This is a genomic window from Robertkochia flava (genome assembly GCF_020166515.1).
Lineage (GTDB): Bacteria > Bacteroidota > Bacteroidia > Flavobacteriales > Flavobacteriaceae > Robertkochia > Robertkochia flava.
This window is the reverse complement of record NZ_JAINZT010000005.1, coordinates 545,349-567,409: the sequence shown is the minus strand read 5'-3', so window position 1 is coordinate 567,409 and position 22,061 is coordinate 545,349. Positions and strand designations below refer to the sequence as shown.

General features: G+C 42.7%; 15 protein-coding genes. 2 read left to right on the top strand and 13 right to left on the bottom strand.

The genetic code is table 11. The features are described from left to right. Positions 1–67: 67 nt before the first annotated feature. From K7R11_RS08950 to K7R11_RS08910, 9 genes are all read right to left on the bottom strand, one after another. Positions 68–1,165, bottom strand: a complete 1,098-nt coding sequence (locus K7R11_RS08950; RefSeq protein WP_224490188.1) for an OmpA family protein — start codon at positions 1,163–1,165, stop codon at positions 68–70. Positions 1,166–1,519: 354 nt separating this feature from the next. Next, positions 1,520–2,653 (bottom strand): N-acetyl-alpha-D-glucosaminyl L-malate synthase BshA, encoded by a 1,134-nt coding sequence (gene bshA / locus K7R11_RS08945; RefSeq protein ID WP_224490187.1) that lies wholly within the window; start codon positions 2,651–2,653, stop codon positions 1,520–1,522. A gap of 79 nt (positions 2,654–2,732) precedes the next feature. Next, the gene (locus tag K7R11_RS08940; RefSeq protein WP_224490186.1) at positions 2,733–5,657 is read right to left on the bottom strand and encodes a glycoside hydrolase family 3 N-terminal domain-containing protein; all 2,925 of its coding nucleotides are present in this window, start codon (positions 5,655–5,657) and stop codon (positions 2,733–2,735) included. 64 nt (positions 5,658–5,721) lie between these two features. Continuing rightward, a complete protein-coding gene (locus K7R11_RS08935; RefSeq protein WP_224490185.1) occupies positions 5,722–6,207 on the bottom strand; it encodes an ABC transporter ATPase in 486 nt (161 codons plus the stop codon). A gap of 14 nt (positions 6,208–6,221) precedes the next feature. Then, positions 6,222–7,013 (bottom strand): (Fe-S)-binding protein, encoded by a 792-nt coding sequence (locus K7R11_RS08930; RefSeq protein ID WP_224490184.1) that lies wholly within the window; start codon positions 7,011–7,013, stop codon positions 6,222–6,224. Positions 7,014–7,055: 42 nt separating this feature from the next. Then, entirely contained in the window at positions 7,056–7,502 is a 447-nt protein-coding gene (locus tag K7R11_RS08925) for an LNS2 domain-containing protein (protein ID WP_224490183.1), read from the bottom strand. A gap of 32 nt (positions 7,503–7,534) precedes the next feature. Continuing rightward, positions 7,535–8,863, bottom strand: a complete 1,329-nt coding sequence (locus K7R11_RS08920; RefSeq protein ID WP_224490182.1) for a (Fe-S)-binding protein — start codon at positions 8,861–8,863, stop codon at positions 7,535–7,537. Positions 8,864–8,890: 27 nt separating this feature from the next. After that, entirely contained in the window at positions 8,891–9,847 is a 957-nt protein-coding gene (locus K7R11_RS08915) for an MlaD family protein (protein WP_224490181.1), read from the bottom strand. Between the two features lie 57 nt (positions 9,848–9,904). Further along, positions 9,905–11,014 carry an N-acetylmuramoyl-L-alanine amidase family protein gene (locus K7R11_RS08910; RefSeq protein ID WP_224490180.1) on the bottom strand — a complete coding sequence of 370 codons (1,110 nt, stop codon included), beginning with the start codon at positions 11,012–11,014 and terminating at the stop codon, positions 9,905–9,907. A gap of 181 nt (positions 11,015–11,195) precedes the next feature. Here K7R11_RS08910 and K7R11_RS08905 point away from each other — a divergent pair, with 181 nt between their 5' ends. Together K7R11_RS08905 and K7R11_RS08900 are read left to right on the top strand one after the other, a co-directional pair. Then, complete coding sequence (locus K7R11_RS08905; protein ID WP_224490179.1) at positions 11,196–13,871, top strand: putative LPS assembly protein LptD; 2,676 nt, start codon at positions 11,196–11,198, stop codon at positions 13,869–13,871. A 19-nt stretch (positions 13,872–13,890) separates the two neighbouring features. Further along, complete coding sequence (locus K7R11_RS08900; RefSeq protein ID WP_224490178.1) at positions 13,891–14,271, top strand: Rid family detoxifying hydrolase; 381 nt, start codon at positions 13,891–13,893, stop codon at positions 14,269–14,271. Between the two features lie 68 nt (positions 14,272–14,339). Here K7R11_RS08900 and K7R11_RS08895 read toward each other — a convergent pair whose 3' ends face one another. From K7R11_RS08895 to K7R11_RS08880, 4 genes are all read right to left on the bottom strand, one after another. Beyond that, on the bottom strand, positions 14,340–15,194 hold the full coding sequence (locus K7R11_RS08895; protein WP_224490177.1) for an N-acetylglucosamine kinase: 855 nt from the start codon (positions 15,192–15,194) through the stop codon (positions 14,340–14,342). Between the two features lie 69 nt (positions 15,195–15,263). Next, positions 15,264–16,265, bottom strand: a complete 1,002-nt coding sequence (gene gap, locus K7R11_RS08890) for a type I glyceraldehyde-3-phosphate dehydrogenase (RefSeq protein ID WP_224490176.1) — start codon at positions 16,263–16,265, stop codon at positions 15,264–15,266. A 26-nt stretch (positions 16,266–16,291) separates the two neighbouring features. Beyond that, a complete protein-coding gene (pfkA, locus tag K7R11_RS08885; protein ID WP_224490175.1) occupies positions 16,292–17,278 on the bottom strand; it encodes a 6-phosphofructokinase in 987 nt (328 codons plus the stop codon). Positions 17,279–17,551: 273 nt separating this feature from the next. Next, positions 17,552–21,997, bottom strand: a complete 4,446-nt coding sequence (locus K7R11_RS08880; RefSeq protein ID WP_224490174.1) for a translocation/assembly module TamB domain-containing protein — start codon at positions 21,995–21,997, stop codon at positions 17,552–17,554. Between the last annotated feature and the right edge of the window lie 64 nt (positions 21,998–22,061).

The window sequence follows — 22,061 nt, the reverse complement described above, 5'->3', positions numbered from 1 at the left end:
ACCGAATTCATAAAAAAAGGCCCCGGAAATCCGGAGCCTTTTTTAATTTTTGGAATACAGGAGAATGTTACTCCCATAAAAGTTTATATTCGGTTCTTCTGTTCTCTCTGTGTTGCTCCGGAGTACATGGAGTACCTTCAACACAATTGTTAACCAATTGATTTTCTCCCAGTCCAACAGCTATCAGCCTGGAGGCATCAATCCCTTTGCTCACTGCATAATCAACAATGCGCTTGGCTCTTCGGTCTGATAACCACAGATTGTACTCTTCTGTACCTCTGCTATCGGCATGCGCCCGGATTTCCAGCTTAGCATTAGGATACTTATTCATAAAGGCAATCATTTCATCTACAATTCTCTTATCATCTTCAGTGATATAAGAAGAATCAAAAGCGTAATAAACCTTATCCATTGCTTCAAGCTCTGCCGTCTTCTGCTCTCTTAAAATTTCCTCTTCTGACTTCGCTGGAATTACTTCTTCTACCTCTTCTTCAACGGGCTCCTCTACAACAGGCAGAACCTCGGGTTCCATATCTGGTTCAGGTTCAGCTTGTCTTACAGGCATCGGAGTAGGTTCAGGCTTTTTCTTAAACAAGTCCGGGCGGATAACCACACCAATACTATGCTGAATGTGATTTCTACCGGAATCATCTCCTAAGCCCCATTTACCCAAGGTTCCAAGGTTTAAGGCTAAATTATCGTTAAACCAGAAATTGGCTCCTCCTCCAAGATTAAAAGTTATTATTTCATTTTTATTAACTGAACTAAGCCCTGCTCCGGTAGCAAGGTAAGGATCGAAAAATCCTCTTTTCCCGAAAAACTTATTTAAAGCATAGGTAATACTACCATCTATGGCGAAATAATTCTGATCAGCTGTGATTTCAGTCCCATCAATAATTTTCCCTTCCTTATATTTATTCAGAGTAAAAACTCCCTGGAAAGTGAACCCGTTAGCTAAGGCGTACCCCGCACCAAACCGGTTTGGATAAAAGGTTGAATTCCAGTTTTCACCGATATTAAAGGGTTCGTTACCCCTGGTTCCTGAATCGTCAACAAAATTATAACCTACATCAAATACCCAGCCTTCCTGCCTTTCCTGGCCAAAAAGTTGAAACGTTGATACCAAGAGAATCAAACAAATTCCAAAAAAGTAATTTTTTTTCATAAGATAGTTTAAGTAATTGCTTTTATTCTAATATGTACGCCCCTGAAAAGGCCAAATTACATTGGTAAATATATAAATTATGTAAGATTATTCAGGATTTAATTATAGAAAAAGAAGGGTCATCTTTTGTAGGAATATCAGTAACATAAGAGGAAGATGAAAATAACGGAGATACCAAAATCACATATTACACTAATATCCAATACATTAAAATTAGTTTAAGGTCTGCAGACACCCTCAATTTCATCCACAAAAATTCGGATTATTTGATCGAAAATTCAAGGCCCAACGCTTGCACGTATGAAGTCGTTTATTTTACGGAAAAGAGGCACTACATCACAAGGAATTACCCACTTACCCTAATACCTTGGTAAAGGCTTCCTTATACAAGTCTTCGTACATCGTTACGATCTTATCAATATCAAACCGGGAAGCCTGTGCTATGGCCTGATTTTTAAATTTAGAAAGTGTTGCATCATCCTTTAATATACTTATCCCCTTTTCAGCCATATCATCACACTCGCCAACATTGCTTAGATAACCACTAAACCCCTGCTCATTGACCTCAGGAATACCCCCGGTATTACTGGAAATTACCGGAACCCCGTTTGCCATCGCCTCAAGAGCTGCCAATCCAAAACTTTCCGTTTCCGAAGGCAACAGAAAAAGGTCCGAATATCCCAGTATTTTATCCACTTCATTGCTATTCCCCACAAAGATCACTTTCTCTGCCATCCCCAGGTTTTCACATAACCGTTCAGCAGCCTCCTTTTCCGGCCCCTCTCCTACCATTATGAGCTTGGAGGGGACTTCCTTCTGGATCAGATAAAAGGTCTTTATAACATCAGGTATACGCTTTACTTTCCGAAAATTACTTACATGAGTTACGATGCGCTCATCCTTATTTGCCATTCGCTCCCGTTTACAGTCTTTGGTAATTCCCTGATATTTATTGACATCGATAAAATTAGGAACCACATGTATATCGATCTTGACATCAAAATGCCTGTAGGTATCCTGCTTGAGGCTCTCAGAAACAGAAGTAACGATATCAGACTTATTAATACTGAAATTTACGGCTGGCTTATAAAAAGGGTGATTCCCAACAAGGGTAATATCTGTTCCGTGAAGGGTGGTAACCATAGGCAGCTTTATACCGACTTCCGCCAGCATCATTTTCGCCATATAACCTGCATAGGCATGGGGTATCGCATAGTGAACATGAAGCAACTCGATATCATGCATTTTAACCATATCCACCAATTTACTGGATAAAGCCAATTCATAAGGCTGATAATGAAAAAGGGGATATTCAGGAACATTTACTTCATGAAAGTGGATATTCTTATCCAGCAACTCCAGCCTGACCGGCTGGCTATAGGTAATGAAATGAATTTCATGCCCTCGTTTGGCCAGGGCCATTCCCAATTCTGTTGCTACTACACCACTCCCTCCGAATGTCGGATAACATACAATACCTATTTTCATATTTCCTGATTTGCCTGCTTTTCCCTTTCTGCAAGGATTTACAGCATCTTTAGCAAATTTAGTTAATATGTAGGTTTTATCAATTAAGAATGGAGTCGTAAATGATTTCCTGTATAACAGTTCGCGTACCTTCAGTGATTAACTTCCTGTTTTCCATGCTTGGAAAGGTTCTGTTCGAAAGAAAGATATAAATAAGGTCTTCTTCGGGGTCAGCCCATGCATAGGTTCCGGTAAATCCGGAATGTCCGAAACTGGTCATAGAAACACATCCGCAGGTAGGTCCTGCCTCACCCAACTGTGGTTTATCAAACCCCACTCCCCTTCGGTTATCCTCTTCACAGTAGTAGCAGGTATTGAATTTATCCAGGGTTTGGGAAGTAAAAAAACGTTCTCCACCGTAATACCCCTTCTGAAGATACATCTGCATGATCTTGGCCACATCATCAGCATTACTGAAGAGTCCGGCATGGCCCCCTACCCCGCCGAGCATGGCCGCAGCCATGTCGTGCACGTATCCCTGAAGGGTCTGGTACCTGTAATAATCATCCACCTCCGAAGGTACAATTTCTCCTTTTTTAAATTTTTCAAGAGGGTTATAAGTAGTATGGCTCATCCCCAAAGGACGATAGAAATTTTCCTGAACCACCTCATCCAAGGGCTTTTTAAGCTTTCTCTCTATAAATCTTTGCAGAAAAAAATAGGGAAGATCACTATAGCGATATTGCTTAACCTTAAGTAAGTCACTTTCTTTGATGATCTTAATAATAGAATCCTGGTAATCTCCGCGCATGTATAGTTCGTCTGCGATCCGGACATTATAATCTGCATCCGGCTCCATACGATAATAATTGTCACTTGGCTTCTTGGTCCCATCGTCAAGAGTATACATATAGAATGGCAACCAGGGTTTTAATCTTGCATAGTGTGAGAGCACCTCTATGAGGCGTAAATTTTCCTTATTACTTCCTTTGAGATCCGGTAACATTTCACCCAAGCGTGATTCCAGGGAAATCTCCCCCCTTTCCGTAAGCTGCATGATCACAGGAAGTGTGGCTAATATTTTGGTTAGTGATGCAAGGTCATAAATATTCGAATCCCGTACCCTTTCTGCCTCCTGGGCGTAATCGAAGCGACCAAAACTTTTATTATATATTACTCTCCCGCGCCTGGCAATAAGAATCTGTGCACTTGGAGTAACTCCTGTTTTAATGGCCCTGTTAATTACAGAATCAATCCTTTTAAGATTAGTACCATCCATGCCTACCGCTTCCGGAAAGCTGTACCCTAATCGCGATAAAGAATTCGTATTATACCCCAGGTTTTCCGGCATCCACTCATTGACAGTTACCGGAAGGATTCCTCTGGCTTTTACAGCACCAAAGATCACCTCTGCAGAGGCGATCTGCGCCAGTGGATCGTTTTGGTAACTCACCACTAAAGATTCGATATTACCAATAGACTTCAACTCCTTCAAAGCGTACGGTTTTACAAATACATCGAGGATCACATCCTTAAGCCTTGAGATTTCATAAAGCCAGGTTTTTTCTGTATCAGTAAGTTCTGCGGCCTTCCAGGGAGTATCAGTATCCCTGTGAAAACCTATAATAACGGTCTCATACGGTTTTAAACGCTCAAGGAGATCAGCAAGGTCTGCTCCCCGAATAAAATCTACTTTGGTATATTTCTTCAATGTCGAAAGGAAGGGCTGATGATCTCCATCCCCCATCTTGACATAGGCAATCCTTCTTTCTTCAAGGTCCCTGACAGGGACTAATTGCCGGTCATTCCTTACGAGGGTTATGGCATTTTCCATGATCTCCTTATACAGCACATCATCATCTGCAGTATGGAGATCTTTAGCAATACCATCTATTGAAACGGGTTGATAACGGTTTAACCCTACTTTATATTTTGCTTTAAGTATTTTCTTAACGGAATGTTCAAGCCTGGGGGCCGTGATCTTTCCTTTAGCCAGGGAACTTTTAATACTCGCTACAGCCTCAGGTACATCTTCAGACATCAAAAGGATATCATTCCCGGCAAGAAAAGCCTGAACATCTGTATCCCCTGCCTTGCCGTATTGAGAAACCCCTTTCATTCCCAGGGCATCCGTGAAAATCAATCCCTTAAAAGACATTTCTTCCTTTAACAGGTCAGTAACCACATTTTCGGATAAAGATGTAGGCATGTCCTTTTTCCGTTCCAGGGCGGGAACATTTAGATGAGCCACCATAACGCTTGCTAAACCTTCGCCGAACATGCGTCGGTAAGGATAAAGCTCAATGCTATCCAGCCGACTCTTATCAAAAGATACGGTAGGAAGTGTCTTGTGAGAATCCTGATCGGTATCCCCATGACCGGGAAAGTGTTTTGCGTTGGCCAGAATCCCTGCAGACTGTAACCCTCTGGTATATGCCATTGCCTTTTCGGTAACGTTCATTTTATTTTCACCGAAAGAACGGTTACCTATTATCGGATTATCAGGGTTGGTATTAACATCCACTACCGGACCAAAATTGACGTGCACCCCAAGTCGTTTACAATGCTCGCCGATACGTTTACCCGCTGCTTCAATAAGATCATTATTTTGTACTGCTCCCATCGCCATATTATAGGGATAGGCAAAGGTTGAATCCAGGCGCATGGAAAGGCCCCATTCAGCATCCAAGGCGATCAACATTTTGGTTTTGGAGAGCTCCTGCCAGGCATTGGTAAGTTCCGCCTGCCTTACTGGACCTCCCTTTGTAAAGATGATTCCTCCAATATGATAATCCCTGATAAGCGATTCGATAGTTTCATTATAGGATTTCTCCTTGTTTGAAAAAGCCTGTACCATGAATAGCTGGCCGATACGCTCATCCAGTGTCATCGCATTATATACGCTATCCACCCATTGGGATTGTTTTTCGGGATTTTCAGCTAACAGAGGATCAGGCGTTGTCTGGCTTTGCAGCCAAAAAACCGACATCATACACAGGAACACAGCAACATTTGCAGATCTCATTCAGCAATCAGTATTTAAGGTTTTGGGGATAGGTTAATTCAGGATTTGGGAAAACTGACGACCTTTAACTCATAAAACGGGCGTGCCAGCTATCTCTTGCGGGCACCTCCCAATAATTTTGGTACTCTTCCTTTGTATTAACCAGGTTGTTAAATACAATGGTGTTTTGGGACACCGCTCTGTCCTTAGCCATTTTCTTAAAATCAACAAGTGGCTTATATGCAATAAAATCGCCCTGCCTGTAGGACACATTCATCTTATCCAGCAAATCAATTCCGTATTTTTTCTCCAGTTCCTGGATAAAATGAACTGATGCATCAATGGAGCATCCGGAAGCCATATTCATAGACTGATCCAAAGCTATAATCAGAAATCGTTTATAGCGAATTTCATACCCGGCCCTGAGGTTGGCCCCATGGGCCGTCCACTGTTTTAGAAATTCGTTGAGACTGGATCTCAGCTCCTCAATTTCATCATCTGTAAAAGTCCTGCTGGCCTGGTATATCCAAACTCTGGCATCATCAGGCAAACTTTCAAAAGACACCAACATAATAATCTTCTTTTTTAAAGATCATCAGCATTGGCTATCAGTTCTGCGATATCCAATACTTCAATCTCTTCTTCCTTTTCCTTTCCTTTAACTCCGTCCGTCAACATGGTATTACAAAACGGGCACCCTGCAGCTACAATATCCGGCCTGGTTTCCAGCGCCTGTTCAGTACGCTCTATATTGATGTCTTTATTACCCTTCTCAGGTTCTTTAAACATCTGAGCTCCCCCGGCACCACAACACAATCCTTTTTTGCGGCAATTTTTCATTTCCACCAGTTCAGCATCCAACTTTTTAATCAGATCCCGTGGAGCCTCATAAACGTTGTTGGCTCTGCCCAGGTAACATGGGTCATGAAAAGTAATACGCTTCCCTTTAAATTTACCACCTTCAATGGTTAACCTTCCATCCTCGAGAAGAGACTTCAGGAACTGTGTATGATGCACTACATCATAATCTCCTCCAAGTGAAGGATATTCATTTTTCAGGGTATTAAAACAATGGGGGCAAGCGGTGACAACCTTCTTTACTTCGTAGGCATTCATCACCTCTATATTGGTCATTGCCTGCATTTGAAACAGGAATTCATTCCCTGCTCTTTTTGCAGGATCGCCTGTACAACTCTCCTCAGTTCCCAAAACAGCAAATTCAACTCCTGCCTTGTTCAGGATTTTCACGAAGGCTTTGGTTATTTTCTTGGCCCTGTCGTCAAAACTACCGGAACATCCCACCCAAAACAAAACTTCAGGCGATTTTCCGGCAGCCATCATCTCCGCCATTGTTGGAACTTTTAATGCTTCACTCATAGCAATTTGCTCGTATTTTTTCCCTTGCGGGGTTTTACATTATCAATCGTGTCTGCCGTCATCGAAAACCTGAATGGTCACTTCCTTATCCACCAGGTCCGTAAATTTACCATTATAACGGGTAGCCTTCACCAGGTGGTTATCTATCCAGTGATAATTCCCTCCTCTGGGTTTTCCCATCACCATCCCATGATATTTAAATCCATGACGATTCAACCACTCCTCGGTAACTGCCCTGTGATCTTCTGTACGGGAGGTAAAGAAGAAAATAATATGGCCTTCATCAAACCACTTGTTCAGGGTTTTAAGGGCATCCGGATAAACTTCAGCGGTTGCCATTCTTTCCGGCTCCTCATTCGGGATATCATCACAAATGGTACCGTCTATATCGATGAGATAGTTCTTCATCCCTTCAGGTAAAACAGGACTAACGTGTGCTCCGTTCTCCAGTTTCTCTTTCAGGATCTTATCTACGTCTTCTTTTTTCATAATCAGTGTATAGGTTAAGGTTAATTAATTATTTATTCATCTTTCCAATTCAGCCTGTCCATTTGATTAAACGGCCAGGGAGCAGCATTGTTCTCAATATTCGACATCATATTATTCAGTTCTGCGGGAGCGGCAGATTGCTCCATAACCAGATACCTTCTCATATCCATTATTATGGATAAAGGATCAATACTCACCGGACAGGCTTCAACACAGGCATTACATGTGGTACATGCCCATAGCTCTTCGCGGGTAATATAATCGTCGAGTAATTGTTTTCCGTCATCCTTGAAAGTGCCGTTGTTAGCATCTATATTTCTACCCACCTCTTCAAGTCTGTCGCGGGTATCCATCATAATCTTACGCGGACTCAACTTTTTCCCTGTTTGGTTAGCAGGGCATTCACTGGTACACCTTCCGCATTCAGTACAGGTATAGGCGTTAAGCAATTGAACCTGATTCAGGTCCGTAACGTCTGAAGCACCAAATTTTTCGGGTTCCCCTTCCGCATCATCCCCTTCAGCAGCTGCAAAAGGATCTGCATCAGGATCCATCATAAGTTGCTCCTCTTTTGTTACCGCCTCAAGGTTATTGAACCCACCCTTGGGCTTAAGGTTAGCATACCAGGTATTTGGGAATGCGAGAAGGATATGTAGGTGTTTTGAAAAATACAGGTAATTCAGGAAAATAAGGATACCCACAATGTGCAGCCACCATGCTGTGCGCTCAATGACAATAAGAGTTCCTTCACTTAACCCATCAAACAACGGAAGCAAATACTGACTTACAGGAAAGGCTCCTGCCTGAGTGTAGTGCTCTGCCCCGAGGTGCTGTAATTGAAGATCACTACCGTTCATGGTAAGGAAAAGCAGCATAAGGACCACCTCAAAATACAGAATGATATTTGCATCATTCTTAGGCCAACCCTTCATTTCCGGCTTGATAAAACGCTGCAGCCTCATAATGTTTCGCCGTATCCAGAATATGACAACTGCAACAATAACAAGAAAAGCAAGAATTTCAAAGGAACCGATGAGCACATCGTAAAAACCTCCTAAAAAAGAAAAGATTCTATGCGTACCGAATATACCATCAATGATAATTTCTAAAACCTCAATATTGATTATAATAAACCCAACATACACGATCACATGTAAGAATCCTGCAATTGGACGAACCACCATTTTTTGTTGTCCAAGGGCAATGCGCGCCATATGCTTCCAACGTTCTGCAGGATGATCGTTACGATCTATATGTTTTCCGAGCTTGATATTCCTGATCAGCTTTTTAATATTCCTGGCGAAATAGCCAATCCCGGAAGCCAGAACAAGCACAAACAGTATTTGAGGTATCAGATTCATGAATAGATTTAAATTTAATGGTATGAGTTAATTTGATGGGTTCTCTTCAAGAGGCCCTTCGTAAGGTTCAGCCTTTTTTCCGAAAAGGGAGAAGTGTACATATCTCTTTGGATTTACACGCATATCCTCCAATAAAAGTTGCAACTCACCCGAAGCACTGTTCAGGTTGTTATACAATTTCTCATCGTTTATTAATTTTGCCAGAGAACCATCGCCCTGCTGGATTTTCGAGATCATCTCGTTCAGATTAGATGCAGTGCTCTCCAGTGCCCTTATAGTCTTACCCAGATCTGCCTCTGCAATGGTATCGCTTACTTTTGCCAGGTTAGCAGTTAATCTGCCCACGTTTTCCAAAGAAGTACCCAGGTTTTCCTTATTGTCATCCAGAAACTGATCCAGTTTTCCGGAAACCGATTTTACATTGACAAGAACATCATTGAGATTTTCAATACCGGAGCGCAAATTTTCACGAGACTCCGGATTCATCACCTTATCCATACCTACCAGAACCGTATCTGCACTGGTGAGTAACATTTCCAGTTTTTCCTGCAGAGGATTTAACCGCTGGGTAACCAAATCGGTAATACCAGGTTTGATACTCGACACCAGAGTGTCTCCGGATTTTGCCGTAGGGCCTCCATCAAAAACCGGGATAATGCGAAGGCTTTTACCCCCAATTATTCCTGTGTCATAGATCTCTACCTCACTATTCTCAGAAAACTCAAAGTCCTTGGAAACCGTGAAGGTAACCACGAGGTTTCCCCGCTCATCGACAAAGCGAATATCCTTTATGCTTCCTACGGCTAAGCCATTTATATCGACTGAGGTACCGGCAGTGAGCCCGTTAACATTTTGATAAACGGCATAAAATGTTTTACTGGAATCAAAAAGTGAAGATGATTTAAGGAAGGTGAATCCAAGTACGAACAAAAGGATCCCCCCTATGATGATTATAGCTGTTTTTAGTTCTCTTGATAATTTCAAAGGGTCTCTTATTTAAGGATAAGTAACAAAATTAGAAATATTTTCAAAAGAAGGATGTTAATTAGCTATTGATTTCACTGCTGTTTCAAGGTCCATTTTCTCACCGTTCTTATATGCAACAATAAAACAGGAAGGGAAACCTTTTGCAGCAGCAGTTTGTTGCAGTCCCTGTACTTCCTCCCAACTGTGGGTAGCTCCATAAAAATACCGATATATAGCACCGGCCTTTTCCTTACTTAGTTCCGACAAACCATTAAAATTAAAAGGTTGCAATTCCAAATCCTTAGAACTGGCGGCAATCTGCACCTTAAAAATCACATCGTGATCGGCATCCTTAAGCAATGCGTCCCTGGATTCTGCAATATCACCCCCCGTCGCAGAATTCAACCCGACATCATCTTTGCGTACTTCGAATGAAAAATCGTCTCCCACAAAGCCTTCGACCATATTTTTATAAGTGAAAACTGCTTCGGTAACCGATACGGCCATTTCCCGCTGTCCCCTGGCAGAGTTTAGATACTGTCCTTCCGGCTTGTAGGTAAGGAATCCGGTCTCAATCAATACACTGGGCATGTAGGTTTGAAGCAGCACAACGAAAATATTCTGTTTCACCCCACGGTTTTTACGCTTAAGTTTATTTTCAAAATTGTCCTGTATAGCGTCTGCCAGTAAAATACTTTGATCAAGATATTCTTCCTGCATCATCGTAAGACCGATGAGCGATTCCGGGGCATTAATATCATACCCTGCATAATTAACCTCATAATCCTCCTCCAGGTAGATTACCGAGTTCTCTTTTTTGGCAACCTCCATATTGTATTTATTCCCGTTTAACCCCAATACCCAGGTTTCCGTACCATGGGCACTTGAATGATGTGAATTACAGTGTACGGATATGAAAAGATCAGCTTTAGCCTTATTGGCTATATTGCCACGTTCTTTAAGGTCAACAAAAACATCCGTTTTACGGGTGTAGACTACTTTGAAAGATGGATTTTTCTCCAGCATTTCCCCGATCTCAAGCACAATGTTCAGGGCAATATCCTTTTCCTTAAACCCATTCCCTAAATTCCCCGGATCATGACCTCCGTGGCCCGCATCCAGAACCACAGTAAAAACCTTGCTCTTAGCAGGTGGATCAAGGGGTTTTCCGTGGAGGAAACTCATACTCAGCAGGCTAAAAAGAATAACAGTAAAAAAATCGGATTGCTTCATAGATATCAAACGAAATCAGGGCTTCTTTATTGGTTAAAAATTAGCATAAATAATTAACAGACCAAAAAATATACGTAAGTTTGGCACGGCTAAAACCTTACCGCTTTATTGTACAAAAATAGGATTTAAAGCTTTGCTAGCAAACAAACTCAACATACTTTTAAGTCTTATACTCCTGTTTTTCAGCAGTGTCATTTTAGGACAGGTTTCTCCCCTTCCAGAACCTTTGCCAACCCAACCTCTTAAAGACAGCATAAACATAAAAGCACCTGAAAATTTCCTGCCCGGGAATCATCAGGACAGCACCGCAACAGACAGCATTCAGCCTGCCCAGGGGTTTCTCCTGGGGGATATCCAGTATAACGCTAAAGACTACAGGCAAATAAACAGAAGTGAGAACAGGATCTACCTTTACAATGAAGCCGAGGTATATTATCAGGAATACGAGCTTAAAGCCGGAATCATCGTTATCGACTACAACACAAATGAAGTCTATGCCGGGCGTATAAAAGACAGTACCGGAAACTATAGTCAGACCCCCTATTTTAAACAGGGAAACAATGTAGTGGAACCGGACTCCATTCGCTTCAACTTTGACACCAAAAGAGCTCTTATCTTTAATTCCAGATCTGAGCAGTCTATAGGAGAACCTATGAAAGTATATGCCGAAACCGTAAAAAAGGAAAACGATTCGGTATACTTTTTAAAGGAAGGTAAACTTACAACTTCGGAAAATGCTGAAGACCCCGATTATTACATCCGTGTAAGAAATGGAAAATTTGTACCTAAGAAGAAGATCATAGCGGGATTCAGTAATATGTATATTGCAGATGTGCCCACTCCAATCGCCGTACCATTTGCATATTTCCCCCTGAACCAGGAAACCAATGCTTCAGGTATCATTCTCCCCACCCCGGGACAAACCAACCTGAGAGGCTATTCCCTTCAAAACGGCGGGTATTACTTTGCGATCAATGATTATATGGATCTTGCGGTACTGGGAGACTATTATACCAACGGCAGTTATGGTTTAAGACTGGAGAGCAGCTACGCCGCCCGCTACAAGTACAGGGGAGCCTTGCGCTTCAGGTATGAGAACCTTATCAATAGTCAGCGGGGATTTCCGGATTATAATCGCAGTACCATATACAATATTCAATGGAATCATAACCAGGACGCCAAGGCTAATCCGAATTCAAGGCTTTCAGCATCGGTGAATTTTGGTAGCAGTCAATACTATCAGCAATCGATTAACCAGATCAATACAGGGAACTTTTTGAACAACACCCTTCAATCGTCTGTAAATTACAACAAGACATTTTCAGGATACCCCATGGTTAACGTAGGTATTACGGCCGCTGTGAGCCAAAACACCCAGACGCAGTCGGTAAACCTCACCCTACCCACGCTTCAGGCCAGTATGGAACGAATTTTCCCTTTTGCCAAACGTTCAGGAACCAAGAAGGGAATTATTCAGAACATAAACTTTCAGTACACCGGTCGGGGCGAAAACCGGATAAACACTATAGACAGCCTGTTGTTCAAGCCGGAGATGTTTGACGATGCCAAGGCGGGTTTCCGCCATGTTATACCTGTAAGTACCAATTTCAAGCTCTTCAAGCACTTCAGTACCTCCCTAAGCTTTAATTACAACGAGGTATGGCAATTAAAAACCATCCGCATAGACGATTACAATCAGTTGCTGATGCAACAACCAAGAGACACGGTTAGCGGATTTGACCGTTTTGGCACTTACAATTTTAACGCCAATGTTGGAACCACGCTTTACGGTACCTTTAATTTCAGGGAAGACGCCAAGATTCAGGCAATAAGACACACAGTAAGGCCATCTGTAGGCTATGGCTACACCCCGGCATTCGACCAGTATTACGACGAGTACGTAGACGAGAACGGAGTGCAGCGCATGTACACCCGGTTCGAAGGCGGACTTTTCGGAACTCCGGGCCTTAACAACTCCAACAACCTGAATTTTGCCTTGAGCAATGTGGTCGAAGCAAAGGTCAGGGACAAGGATACCACTGCTACGGAACCCAAAAAAGTAAAGCTCCTGAACAACCTCAATTTCTCGTCTTCCTATAACATTGCCGCCGATTCCTTAAACTGGAGCCCTGTTCGTATGTCGGGAAACACCCAGCTGCTCAACAACAAAATGAGTATTAACTTTGGCGCTACCCTGGACCCATATGCCCTGGATAATTCAGGCAACCGCACCGATGTTTTTAACCTGGAAAACGGAGGGAGTATATTCCGTCTCACCCAGGCGAATGTAAATGTGAGCTACAGCATCGATAATTCTCTCTTTAGCGGAAGGGATGACGACAGGGACGACAATACCCAAAGTGGTGGTCGTCCGGATGACCTTTTTGGCAGCGGAAGGGATTTCAGCGATAAGCGCACCTTTGGAAGAGACCCCGAAGAAACGGCTTCAGAAGGCCCAACAGAACTGTACAAGGCAAAGGTGCCATGGAATTTCAGAATGGCCTATGCCCTCACCTACTCCAACAACAGGAGGCAAAGTGAGATCACCAACAATTCCTTAATGTTTTCCGGAAATGTAGACTTAACCCCTAAATGGAGGCTAGGTATTTCCTCCGGATACGACTTCAAACAACAGGGATTCACCTATACCCAATTCCGGTTTGATCGCGTAATGGACAGCTGGCAGATGAATTTTCAATGGGTTCCCTTCAGCACCAGAGCTTCCTGGTTCTTTACAATAGGTATCCGCTCTTCCCTGCTCAGCGACCTGAAATGGGAACAGCGACGTGAGCCAGACAGACGACTCTAAAATCATAAAACACCACCATATGAAAACTATCATCAAAACCGACAAAGCCCCTGCACCCATAGGGCCTTACAACCAGGCTATACTCGCAGGGAACACCCTGTACATTAGTGGTCAGATCGGCATTAATCCTGCCACCGGAGAAGTGGCTGAAGGAGGGGTTGAAGAAGAAACCAAACAGGTTATGAAAAACCTTCAGGCCATTCTTTCTGCAGCAGACATGTCTTTTAAAGACGTGGTAAAAAGTTCGATATTTCTGAGTGACATGAATGATTTCAGAGGAGTTAATGGAATCTATGCCGCTTATTTCGACAGTGAAACCGCTCCCGCAAGAGAGACAGTGGAAGTAGGCAATCTCCCAAAATTTGTCAATGTAGAGATCTCCATGATCGCCATTAAATAAAAAAAGTGGTTGTGGAAACTATTTTACATCATCCACAACCACCTTATATATTCTTCATCAGGAACAACCTATCCAAACATGGCCATATGGTAATCTACAAGACCGTCAATAGGCCGTCTTAATACTTTCCCTAAATGCAACCCGTTATCTTCCATAACCTGTTTAAGTTCCTCCTGCAGATAGAAAGCGATACTCCCCACAAAATGGACGGGAACCTGATTCGCCTGTTCGTATTGCCTGATGGCATTATCTATGAATAACTGCATGCCCTTACGAATAAGTTTTTGGGAGTACTCCTCATTCTTATTCTGAATCAAAAACCGGGCAAACGTAGCCAGGTACGTATTTGGATTAGGCTGCTTATACAAATGATTCTTTATGGTATCTTCGTCCAGATCGTATTCTCTGGCGAACTTCGAAGCCAGTTTCTGAGGAATCTTTCGATAGTAGTAATCTCTCAACAGTTGACGCCCAAAATAATTACCGCTGCAATCATCCATCAGAATATACCCCAGAGAAGTCACTTTCTGGTAAAGCTCTTTGCCATCCCAGTAACTGCAGTTTGACCCTGTACCAAGGATGCAAACAATGGCATTTTCGTCGGGATTCACTGTCGCATAAATCGCTGCATAAGTATCCTCTTTAACGGCAATCTTGGCATTCACAAAATAGGTCTCAAAAATGCCTTTGAGAAAATCTCTCATGCGTTGTGTACCACACCCTGCACCATAGAAATACAGCTGAGACACCTCTTTTCGATGTTTGTACAACTCAAAGTTATTGGCCAGCCGTTCGTCTATGATTTCCTTGGTCAACACTTCAGGACTTAAACCCAGCGTTTGGGTCATAAACAATTTTTCGCCCTGTTCATCCAGTGCTATCCAATCGGCCTTTGTGGCGCCACTATCTACTATTAATATCATGATATCAAATCAAAATGATCCTCTCCCTTCCGGGAGAGGATATTTAACACCTGCTAATATTTTAATTTCTTAAAGCCCGTGTACGTACTGAGCCAGGTCAACCAGTTTATTGGAATATCCCATTTCGTTATCGTACCAGGAAACTACCTTAAAGAATTTGGAATTGAGCTCAATACCAGCTCCTGCATCGAATACAGATGTACATTTTTCCCCAACAAAATCCTGAGAAACCACATCTTCTTCCGTATAGCCTAAAATTCCATTAAGTTCTCCCTCTGAGGCTGCTTTCATAACCTTTTTTATCTCTTCATATGAAGTTTCCTTTTCCAGGCGAACCGTAAGGTCTACCACAGAAACATCGGCAGTAGGAACCCGGAAGGCCATCCCAGTAAGTTTACCCACCAATGAAGGTATCACTTTGGTCACAGCTTTGGCCGCACCTGTTGATGCAGGAATAATATTTAAAAGCGCACTTCTACCCCCTCTGTAATCCTTTCTTGAAGGACCATCTACAGTTAACTGGGTAGCGGTTGTTGCGTGAACCGTTGTCATCAGTCCTTCCTCAATGCCAAAATGGTCATTAAGCACCTTGGCTATCGGCGCAAGACAGTTGGTGGTACAGGAAGCGTTAGACACGATATTATCAGACGCCTTTGCCTCCTTATGATTTACGCCCATCACAAACATTGGCGCATCTTTAGACGGAGCCGAGATCACTACTTTCTTCGCTCCGGCATCAAGGTGATACTGAGCAGTATCAAGAGTGGTGAAAATACCGGTACATTCAGCTACGACATCAGCACCTACCTCATCCCATTTCAGACTTTTCGGATCTTTCTCTGCTGTAATTCGAACGGTTTTACCATTAACCACGAGGTGACCATCTTTGATCTCCACGGTACCGTTGAATCTGCCATGAACAGAATCATATTTTAAAAGATATGCCAGATGCTCCACATCAAGAAGGTCATTGACTGCGACAACCTCCACATCATTTCTTTCAAAAGAAGCCCTGAAAACCAGTCTTCCAATTCTACCAAATCCGTTTATACCAATTTTTAATGTTGACATGTGTTCTAATTTTTATTCTACTAATATTAAGTGGTCATGATATCGGAAACTCTGATGAGTTCCTTATCAATCTCTGATTTTCCTTTAACAGCCTGCTCCAGGGGAGTAAGATTAAGTTCGTCATTGCTGATCCCTACCATGAAATTTGATTTTCCTTCAATAAGGGTTTCAACAGCTTTTACACCCATCCTACTGGCCAGTACCCGGTCCCGACAAGTCGGAGTACCTCCGCGCTGCACATGGCCCAGCACCGTAACCCGGATATCGTAATCCGGCATATTTGTTTCTACATATTCTGCGAGCTCAAAAACATTTTTCCCGGTTTTATCACCTTCTGCCACCACTACGATAGATGAAGTCTTTCCGGTAATCCGGCTTTTCTCCAGTGATTCGAGTAAGCGATCCAGACCCAGGTTCTCCTCCGGTATCAAAATCTCTTCAGCCCCTGCTCCAACACCTACATTTAAGGCAATATGGCCAGCATCGCGTCCCATAACCTCAATAAAGAACAAGCGGTCATGCGAACTTGCCGTATCCCTGATACGGTCTATAGCTTCCACGGCTGTATTAAGTGCTGTATCGTATCCCAGGGTAAATTTCGTGCCGTAGATGTCATTATCAATAGTTCCGGGAATTCCAATTACGGGATACCCAAACTCCTCGTTAAAGATCATTCCTCCGGTAAAACTTCCATCTCCGCCGATAACCACCAGGGCATCAACTCCGTTTTTCAACAGATTTTCGTGGGCCTTTTTTCGCCCTTCCTTGGTACGGAATTCCTGTGATCTGGCCGATTTCAAAATGGTTCCGCCACGATTAATGATATTGCGCACACTCCGGGCAGACATTTCCACCATATCTCCTTCTATGAGCCCCTGATACCCCCTGTAGATTCCAACACATTTCACCTTGTGAAATGCGCAGGTTCTAACCACAGAACGAATAGCCGCGTTCATCCCTGGAGAATCACCTCCGGACGTCATCACTCCTATTTTTTTAATACTTGAAGACATGCATTTTTTTTTGATCAACGTAAAACTACCAAAGAATTTTTAATAATAAGGCAATGAAACACCTTGTATTATTAATAATGAAAATTTCAAACGTTTTCGTTGATAAATTCCTATTTAACAAGCTATTCGAGCATAAAAAAGTTCAGGATTTTCACTAATTCCCGGGAATTGAACCCGAAAATAAATGCAAGTAAAACGGGACCGAAAACATGCATACCAGCCCTTCTCCGTTTCATGAAAAGGAAGCATACAAAAGATCATTACAGGTGGGTACTAGTTATCGTTTTTAGGGCGGATGGTTACCATACCATTTCCTAAAGTTCGTTTTGAATTGGAGGTTGTTGAAGGCGCTTGTTTTTCATCTTCTTCAATGGGGGATTGACGATCCTTACCCAGAAGCTTTCTGAAAAGCTCCCTAAAGGTATCAAATTCTACCTGATAAGACAAACCTACCCCCTGGGTATACCCCTGTTCCTGAGCAAAAAACTGACGTATCTCGTTCTCACGATTAAATATGGTGGCACTCAGGGTTCCGTCATCATTTAGAAGGATCTGTACCTCAACATCCCCGGCCACTACACTTTCACTTACCCCTCCGATGGGCATTCCTATCTTACCATTAACCAGGATCCGGTCACTGATTTGTGTGGAAACTGTAACCCCTAACCGGTCGTCAGTAACGAAATCCTGGTTAGGATTGCGTTCCCCGATCTCATAAGATACCCCAACATCGAATACCCCGTCTCCGGAATTCAGGATCTGGTTAAACATACTGGAAGCAGTCTGCACCAGGTTTCCGGTAACGGCTTGCTGGGTAATACTCAGGTCATTAATAAACGCTCCCTGGGAGAGCAGGGAGAAGGCCTGCATTTCCCTTTTTGTATTATCGTCCAAACGGTATTGAAGTTCCGAGTTGGTTACAGCACTTGCTGTTGGAAATCGAATCTCATAATCAAAGGTTGGTTGCACCAGCTCTCCCAGCATATTTATTACTACCTCGGTTTCAATCTTCCGGGTATACTGGGCATTGTCGAGCAGCACCGAAGGGTTTGCATATAAGGAATAGGTGGCGGTTAAATTTACATCAGCCTGTAAAGGATCCCCATTCCAGACGATGGTACCATTGGGTTCCACATTAAATTTCTTATCGATAAAGCCCCCGTACTTAAAATTGTATTCCCCCCGTGAAGTAATAAAGTCTCCCCACATATTAAACTTCCCGTTGGTGTTTATTTCAATGAGCATGTTCCCCGCACCACTTCCCTTAAGGGAACTTCCTGTTTTCTCATCAATCACGATCTCCACTTCCGCTGCCGGGGTTACATCCAGATCAAAAAAGAGCTCAAGGCCCTTATAATCCCTCAATTCCCTTTGATCTGCCCCTCCTTCTCCGTTATTCTTGTCTTTAAAATTAATAAATGATAAATCGCCGATCTCGGTTTCATCACTTATCGGAATCTTAAAAACAGTACCTCGCTCTGTTCGCGCATTCACCTCTATATTTAACAACTCATCCGTTAACCCGGAGATCGTAGCAGACCCAGAGATAAATGCAGTTCCATAATAAAGCTCATCACTGCCTGCCGGTGTATCCAGCACCAGGAAGCGCTCTCCACGGCTCTTCAGATCAAGGTCCAGGTACCAGTCGCTAAAACCATTATGCGATATAGATCCGTTAAAAAGGGCCTTGGTTTTAAATTTCCTGTCCGTCAGAATAAGATCCTCGAACAGGAACGATTGTTTTTCAAGACGCACCCTTGATAATTTATTAAAATCCAGGTCCAGGTTCAGGTAGGGTATTTTTAATCCGGCATCGGCCAGTTCTATATAACCATTAATATCCGGATTTTCCAGCGGCCCCGTAACCCGCACCTTCCCCCCTGCCGTGCCCCGGAGGTCCGAAAGCACTATTCCGCCCAGCGGACTAAAGGGTTCAAGCTGAAAACCATCCAGATTGACATCCAGGCTTAAACGGGTTTCCTTATTCGCATATTTAATCTGCCCCAGCACATTCATGCGTTCCCGGTAACCATCTACAACCTTGGCATTTACATCATAACTCGAAAGGTCCCGGTTTCCGATAATTGCCACAAAAAGATTCCCCAGCCTATAGCCATTGACTTCAAATCCACCAATCTTCACATTGGAGGAAGGAACATAATTATTGTCTCTTTGCAGAATATTCAGGTATCCATCTACCTTTCCCTTCAGATGAAGGCTGTCGATCTCCGGAATAATATTTTGAAGGTTCACCTGGCTGAACTCAAGATCAATATCCTTATAAGTCGTATCAATGAGCATCCCCTCCAGACGTATCTGCTCTTCCCTGTAGTTCATTACCAGCTGGTCGATCTGGATGGTATCCAGGGTACGGTTAAAAGTAACCTTATTCTGCCGGTCGTTATTCTCATTGATCACCCATTCATTCCCTTTAAATCCAAGCTGAGAACGTTTCAAACCAATTACCGATCGCTGTTCCTTATTAAAAGTATGGTAGAAATTCAGGCTGTATTCATCATTAAACTCATTTCCCCCCTTAAATTCTGTCCTGAAGAATAACGTATCCTGTATCTTGGTATTGATCAGGTTAAAATCAGAAACATCGTAAAAGTTAGAATTGATCTGCCCTACCTCCACAAAGGTGTTGAACAGTGGGTTTTTATTATCGATATTCACATTAATGCTGTCAAACACATTGCCGAAAGCATCTATATGGGGCGATTTGAAGGTGAGCTTGAAATCACCATCATCGGCATCCATTTTACCTCGAATCAAGGTGTTTGGTCCAAACTCCACTTCCGGGAAAAAGACCTCTACGATCTTATTGTAGATCTCCAGATTGAAATCTACATACTGCCCGGGTGAGATCTCATAAGGGCTGTAGTTGGTATAGATACTTCCTATGGAATTACTTACAAGATTACCCAGCTCCTTTACTTTAAATACCCCTTCTACCGTACCGGTAATAATATCCGGGGAATTGATCTTTAAAATCCGTTCCCCATCGCGGAATTCAGAAGTAACTTTGAAATCATTGAAATAGTAGGTGTCGTTCTGATTAACAAATTCCGTATCTGAAAACCTGACCTCTCCTTCAAAATCGTCGAGGTTACGTCCTACCACATTCATATTGATCTTCCCTTTAAATACGGCAACACTATCGCGCTTGAGGAAATTGAGACGTTTCAGGTCTGCTTTATTCACTGACGCCACGAAATTAAACTCATTGGTTGTCCCGGAGATATCTGCCAATCCTTTAAAGTCTACTTCGAAATTCTCATCCCGGGAGATCAGTCTCCCGTCAAAAAGCTCATCTTTAAGGATCCCTGAAACTCTCAGGTCATTGTACTCATACCCATTGTAGGTAAGCTTAAAGATCTGACCAATAACTTCAGTATTCAGCACTTCCTTTTTAAAACCACTACCGTCAATATTCATATCCAGGGATGTGAGTCCGAGCTGAGGATTCTCTAGAAAGTTACCCAGATCAAAATCTGTAAGAGACAAAAAGCCGCTATATGAGGCCTCTTCGATATTATCAAAATTAGTGAGATTAATATCGGTATACCCTTTACCCGTTTCTGTTTGTACGGCGATACGGGAATAGATATTATCTTCGGTAAGTTCCAATCTTCCGGTAACATTGAACTGGCCGAAACGACCGAAGTTCGCCGGCAGGGAATTTCCAAGAATATTTGGCATCAACGACCGGAGCTGAAAGTAATTGGAAGAGGCTTTTTCAAGGTCGGCTTCCATGCTAAATCCCTTTTCGAATTCAAAAAGATTATGAAAATCAAAATCACCCCTGATCGAGGTGTTTCCACTTCTCAGGTTTACTCCTTTTAATTGCAGCTGGTTGAGCACACCTTCAAATTCGGTTTGGAAGGAAACCCGTTTGCCCTTTCCGAATTCATCGTAATAGAGATTTAATTCATCCAGGGATAAATTGGATTCTTTAAAACTTCCCTGGAACTGCACCTTATTTACAAAATCTGCAAAATCTTCTCTGTTATAAGACAGATAGATATCTCCGGAAAGGTCAGATCCTTCCGTATGTACCTCAAGACCCTCAAGGCTCATATCCTCCTTGGTATACTTAAAATCTCCCCTTAAATGATCCACCACCAATCCCCGTTCTGAAGTAAATCCAAGCCGGTCGATCAGTGCAAAGACCTTCGGGCCTAAAATCTTAAAATCTTCCACCTCGGCAGTGATGTTATTCAATACCAATAAACGCTCGCTCTCCAGGTTCTTATCAAGCAATAAGAAAGTGCCTTGATTGATATCAACTTCCGGTGCGGTAAGTAAAAAGGGTGGGGTATTGGGGTCGGAAGGGCCGGTATCCAGTTTGTTAACAAAAACATCGAGATTCGTATCGCTTTCACCTTCATAGGTGACCATCTTAAAAAGCACCTTATCCGCCTCAATGCTGCCAAATTCAAGATCGCCCCCCAGGATACGCTTCATACTCAGGAGGGAGGTGTTCAAATGGTTTACATAGACCAGTGTATCTTTCCTGTAGTCACGGATAAAAACTTCTTCAAGAGCCACATCCCCGAAAAATATAGACACCTTTACCCGTTCTACATTTATATCGGTATTAAAATTCTCGTTGATATAGTTGGTTGCCTTTTGCGCCAGTTGCGTCTGTACAGGGGGCAAGGATAGTATGGTACCCGTTAATACTAAGAGGCCTAACAGGACCAAAACCAAACGCAATAATATTTTTCGCAGTTTATTGATAGGGCTTTATGTTTTACCTTTGTGGTCCAATAATTATTCC

Excerpts from the sequence above, each read along its gene's own strand:
- K7R11_RS08950 (WP_224490188.1), bottom strand. The coding sequence starts at position 1,165 with ATGAAAAAAAATTACTTTTTTGGAATTTGTTTGATTCTCTTGGTATCA.
- bshA (WP_224490187.1), bottom strand. The coding sequence starts at position 2,653 with ATGAAAATAGGTATTGTATGTTATCCGACATTCGGAGGGAGTGGTGTA.
- K7R11_RS08940 (WP_224490186.1), bottom strand. The coding sequence starts at position 5,657 with ATGAGATCTGCAAATGTTGCTGTGTTCCTGTGTATGATGTCGGTTTTT.
- K7R11_RS08935 (WP_224490185.1), bottom strand. The coding sequence starts at position 6,207 with ATGTTGGTGTCTTTTGAAAGTTTGCCTGATGATGCCAGAGTTTGGATA.
- K7R11_RS08930 (WP_224490184.1), bottom strand. The coding sequence starts at position 7,013 with ATGAGTGAAGCATTAAAAGTTCCAACAATGGCGGAGATGATGGCTGCC.
- K7R11_RS08925 (WP_224490183.1), bottom strand. The coding sequence starts at position 7,502 with ATGAAAAAAGAAGACGTAGATAAGATCCTGAAAGAGAAACTGGAGAAC.
- K7R11_RS08920 (WP_224490182.1), bottom strand. The coding sequence starts at position 8,863 with ATGAATCTGATACCTCAAATACTGTTTGTGCTTGTTCTGGCTTCCGGG.
- K7R11_RS08910 (WP_224490180.1), bottom strand. The coding sequence starts at position 11,014 with ATGAGTTTCCTCCACGGAAAACCCCTTGATCCACCTGCTAAGAGCAAG.
- K7R11_RS08900 (WP_224490178.1), top strand. The coding sequence starts at position 13,891 with ATGAAAACTATCATCAAAACCGACAAAGCCCCTGCACCCATAGGGCCT.
- K7R11_RS08895 (WP_224490177.1), bottom strand. The coding sequence starts at position 15,194 with ATGATATTAATAGTAGATAGTGGCGCCACAAAGGCCGATTGGATAGCA.
- gap (WP_224490176.1), bottom strand. The coding sequence starts at position 16,265 with ATGTCAACATTAAAAATTGGTATAAACGGATTTGGTAGAATTGGAAGA.
- pfkA (WP_224490175.1), bottom strand. The coding sequence starts at position 17,278 with ATGTCTTCAAGTATTAAAAAAATAGGAGTGATGACGTCCGGAGGTGAT.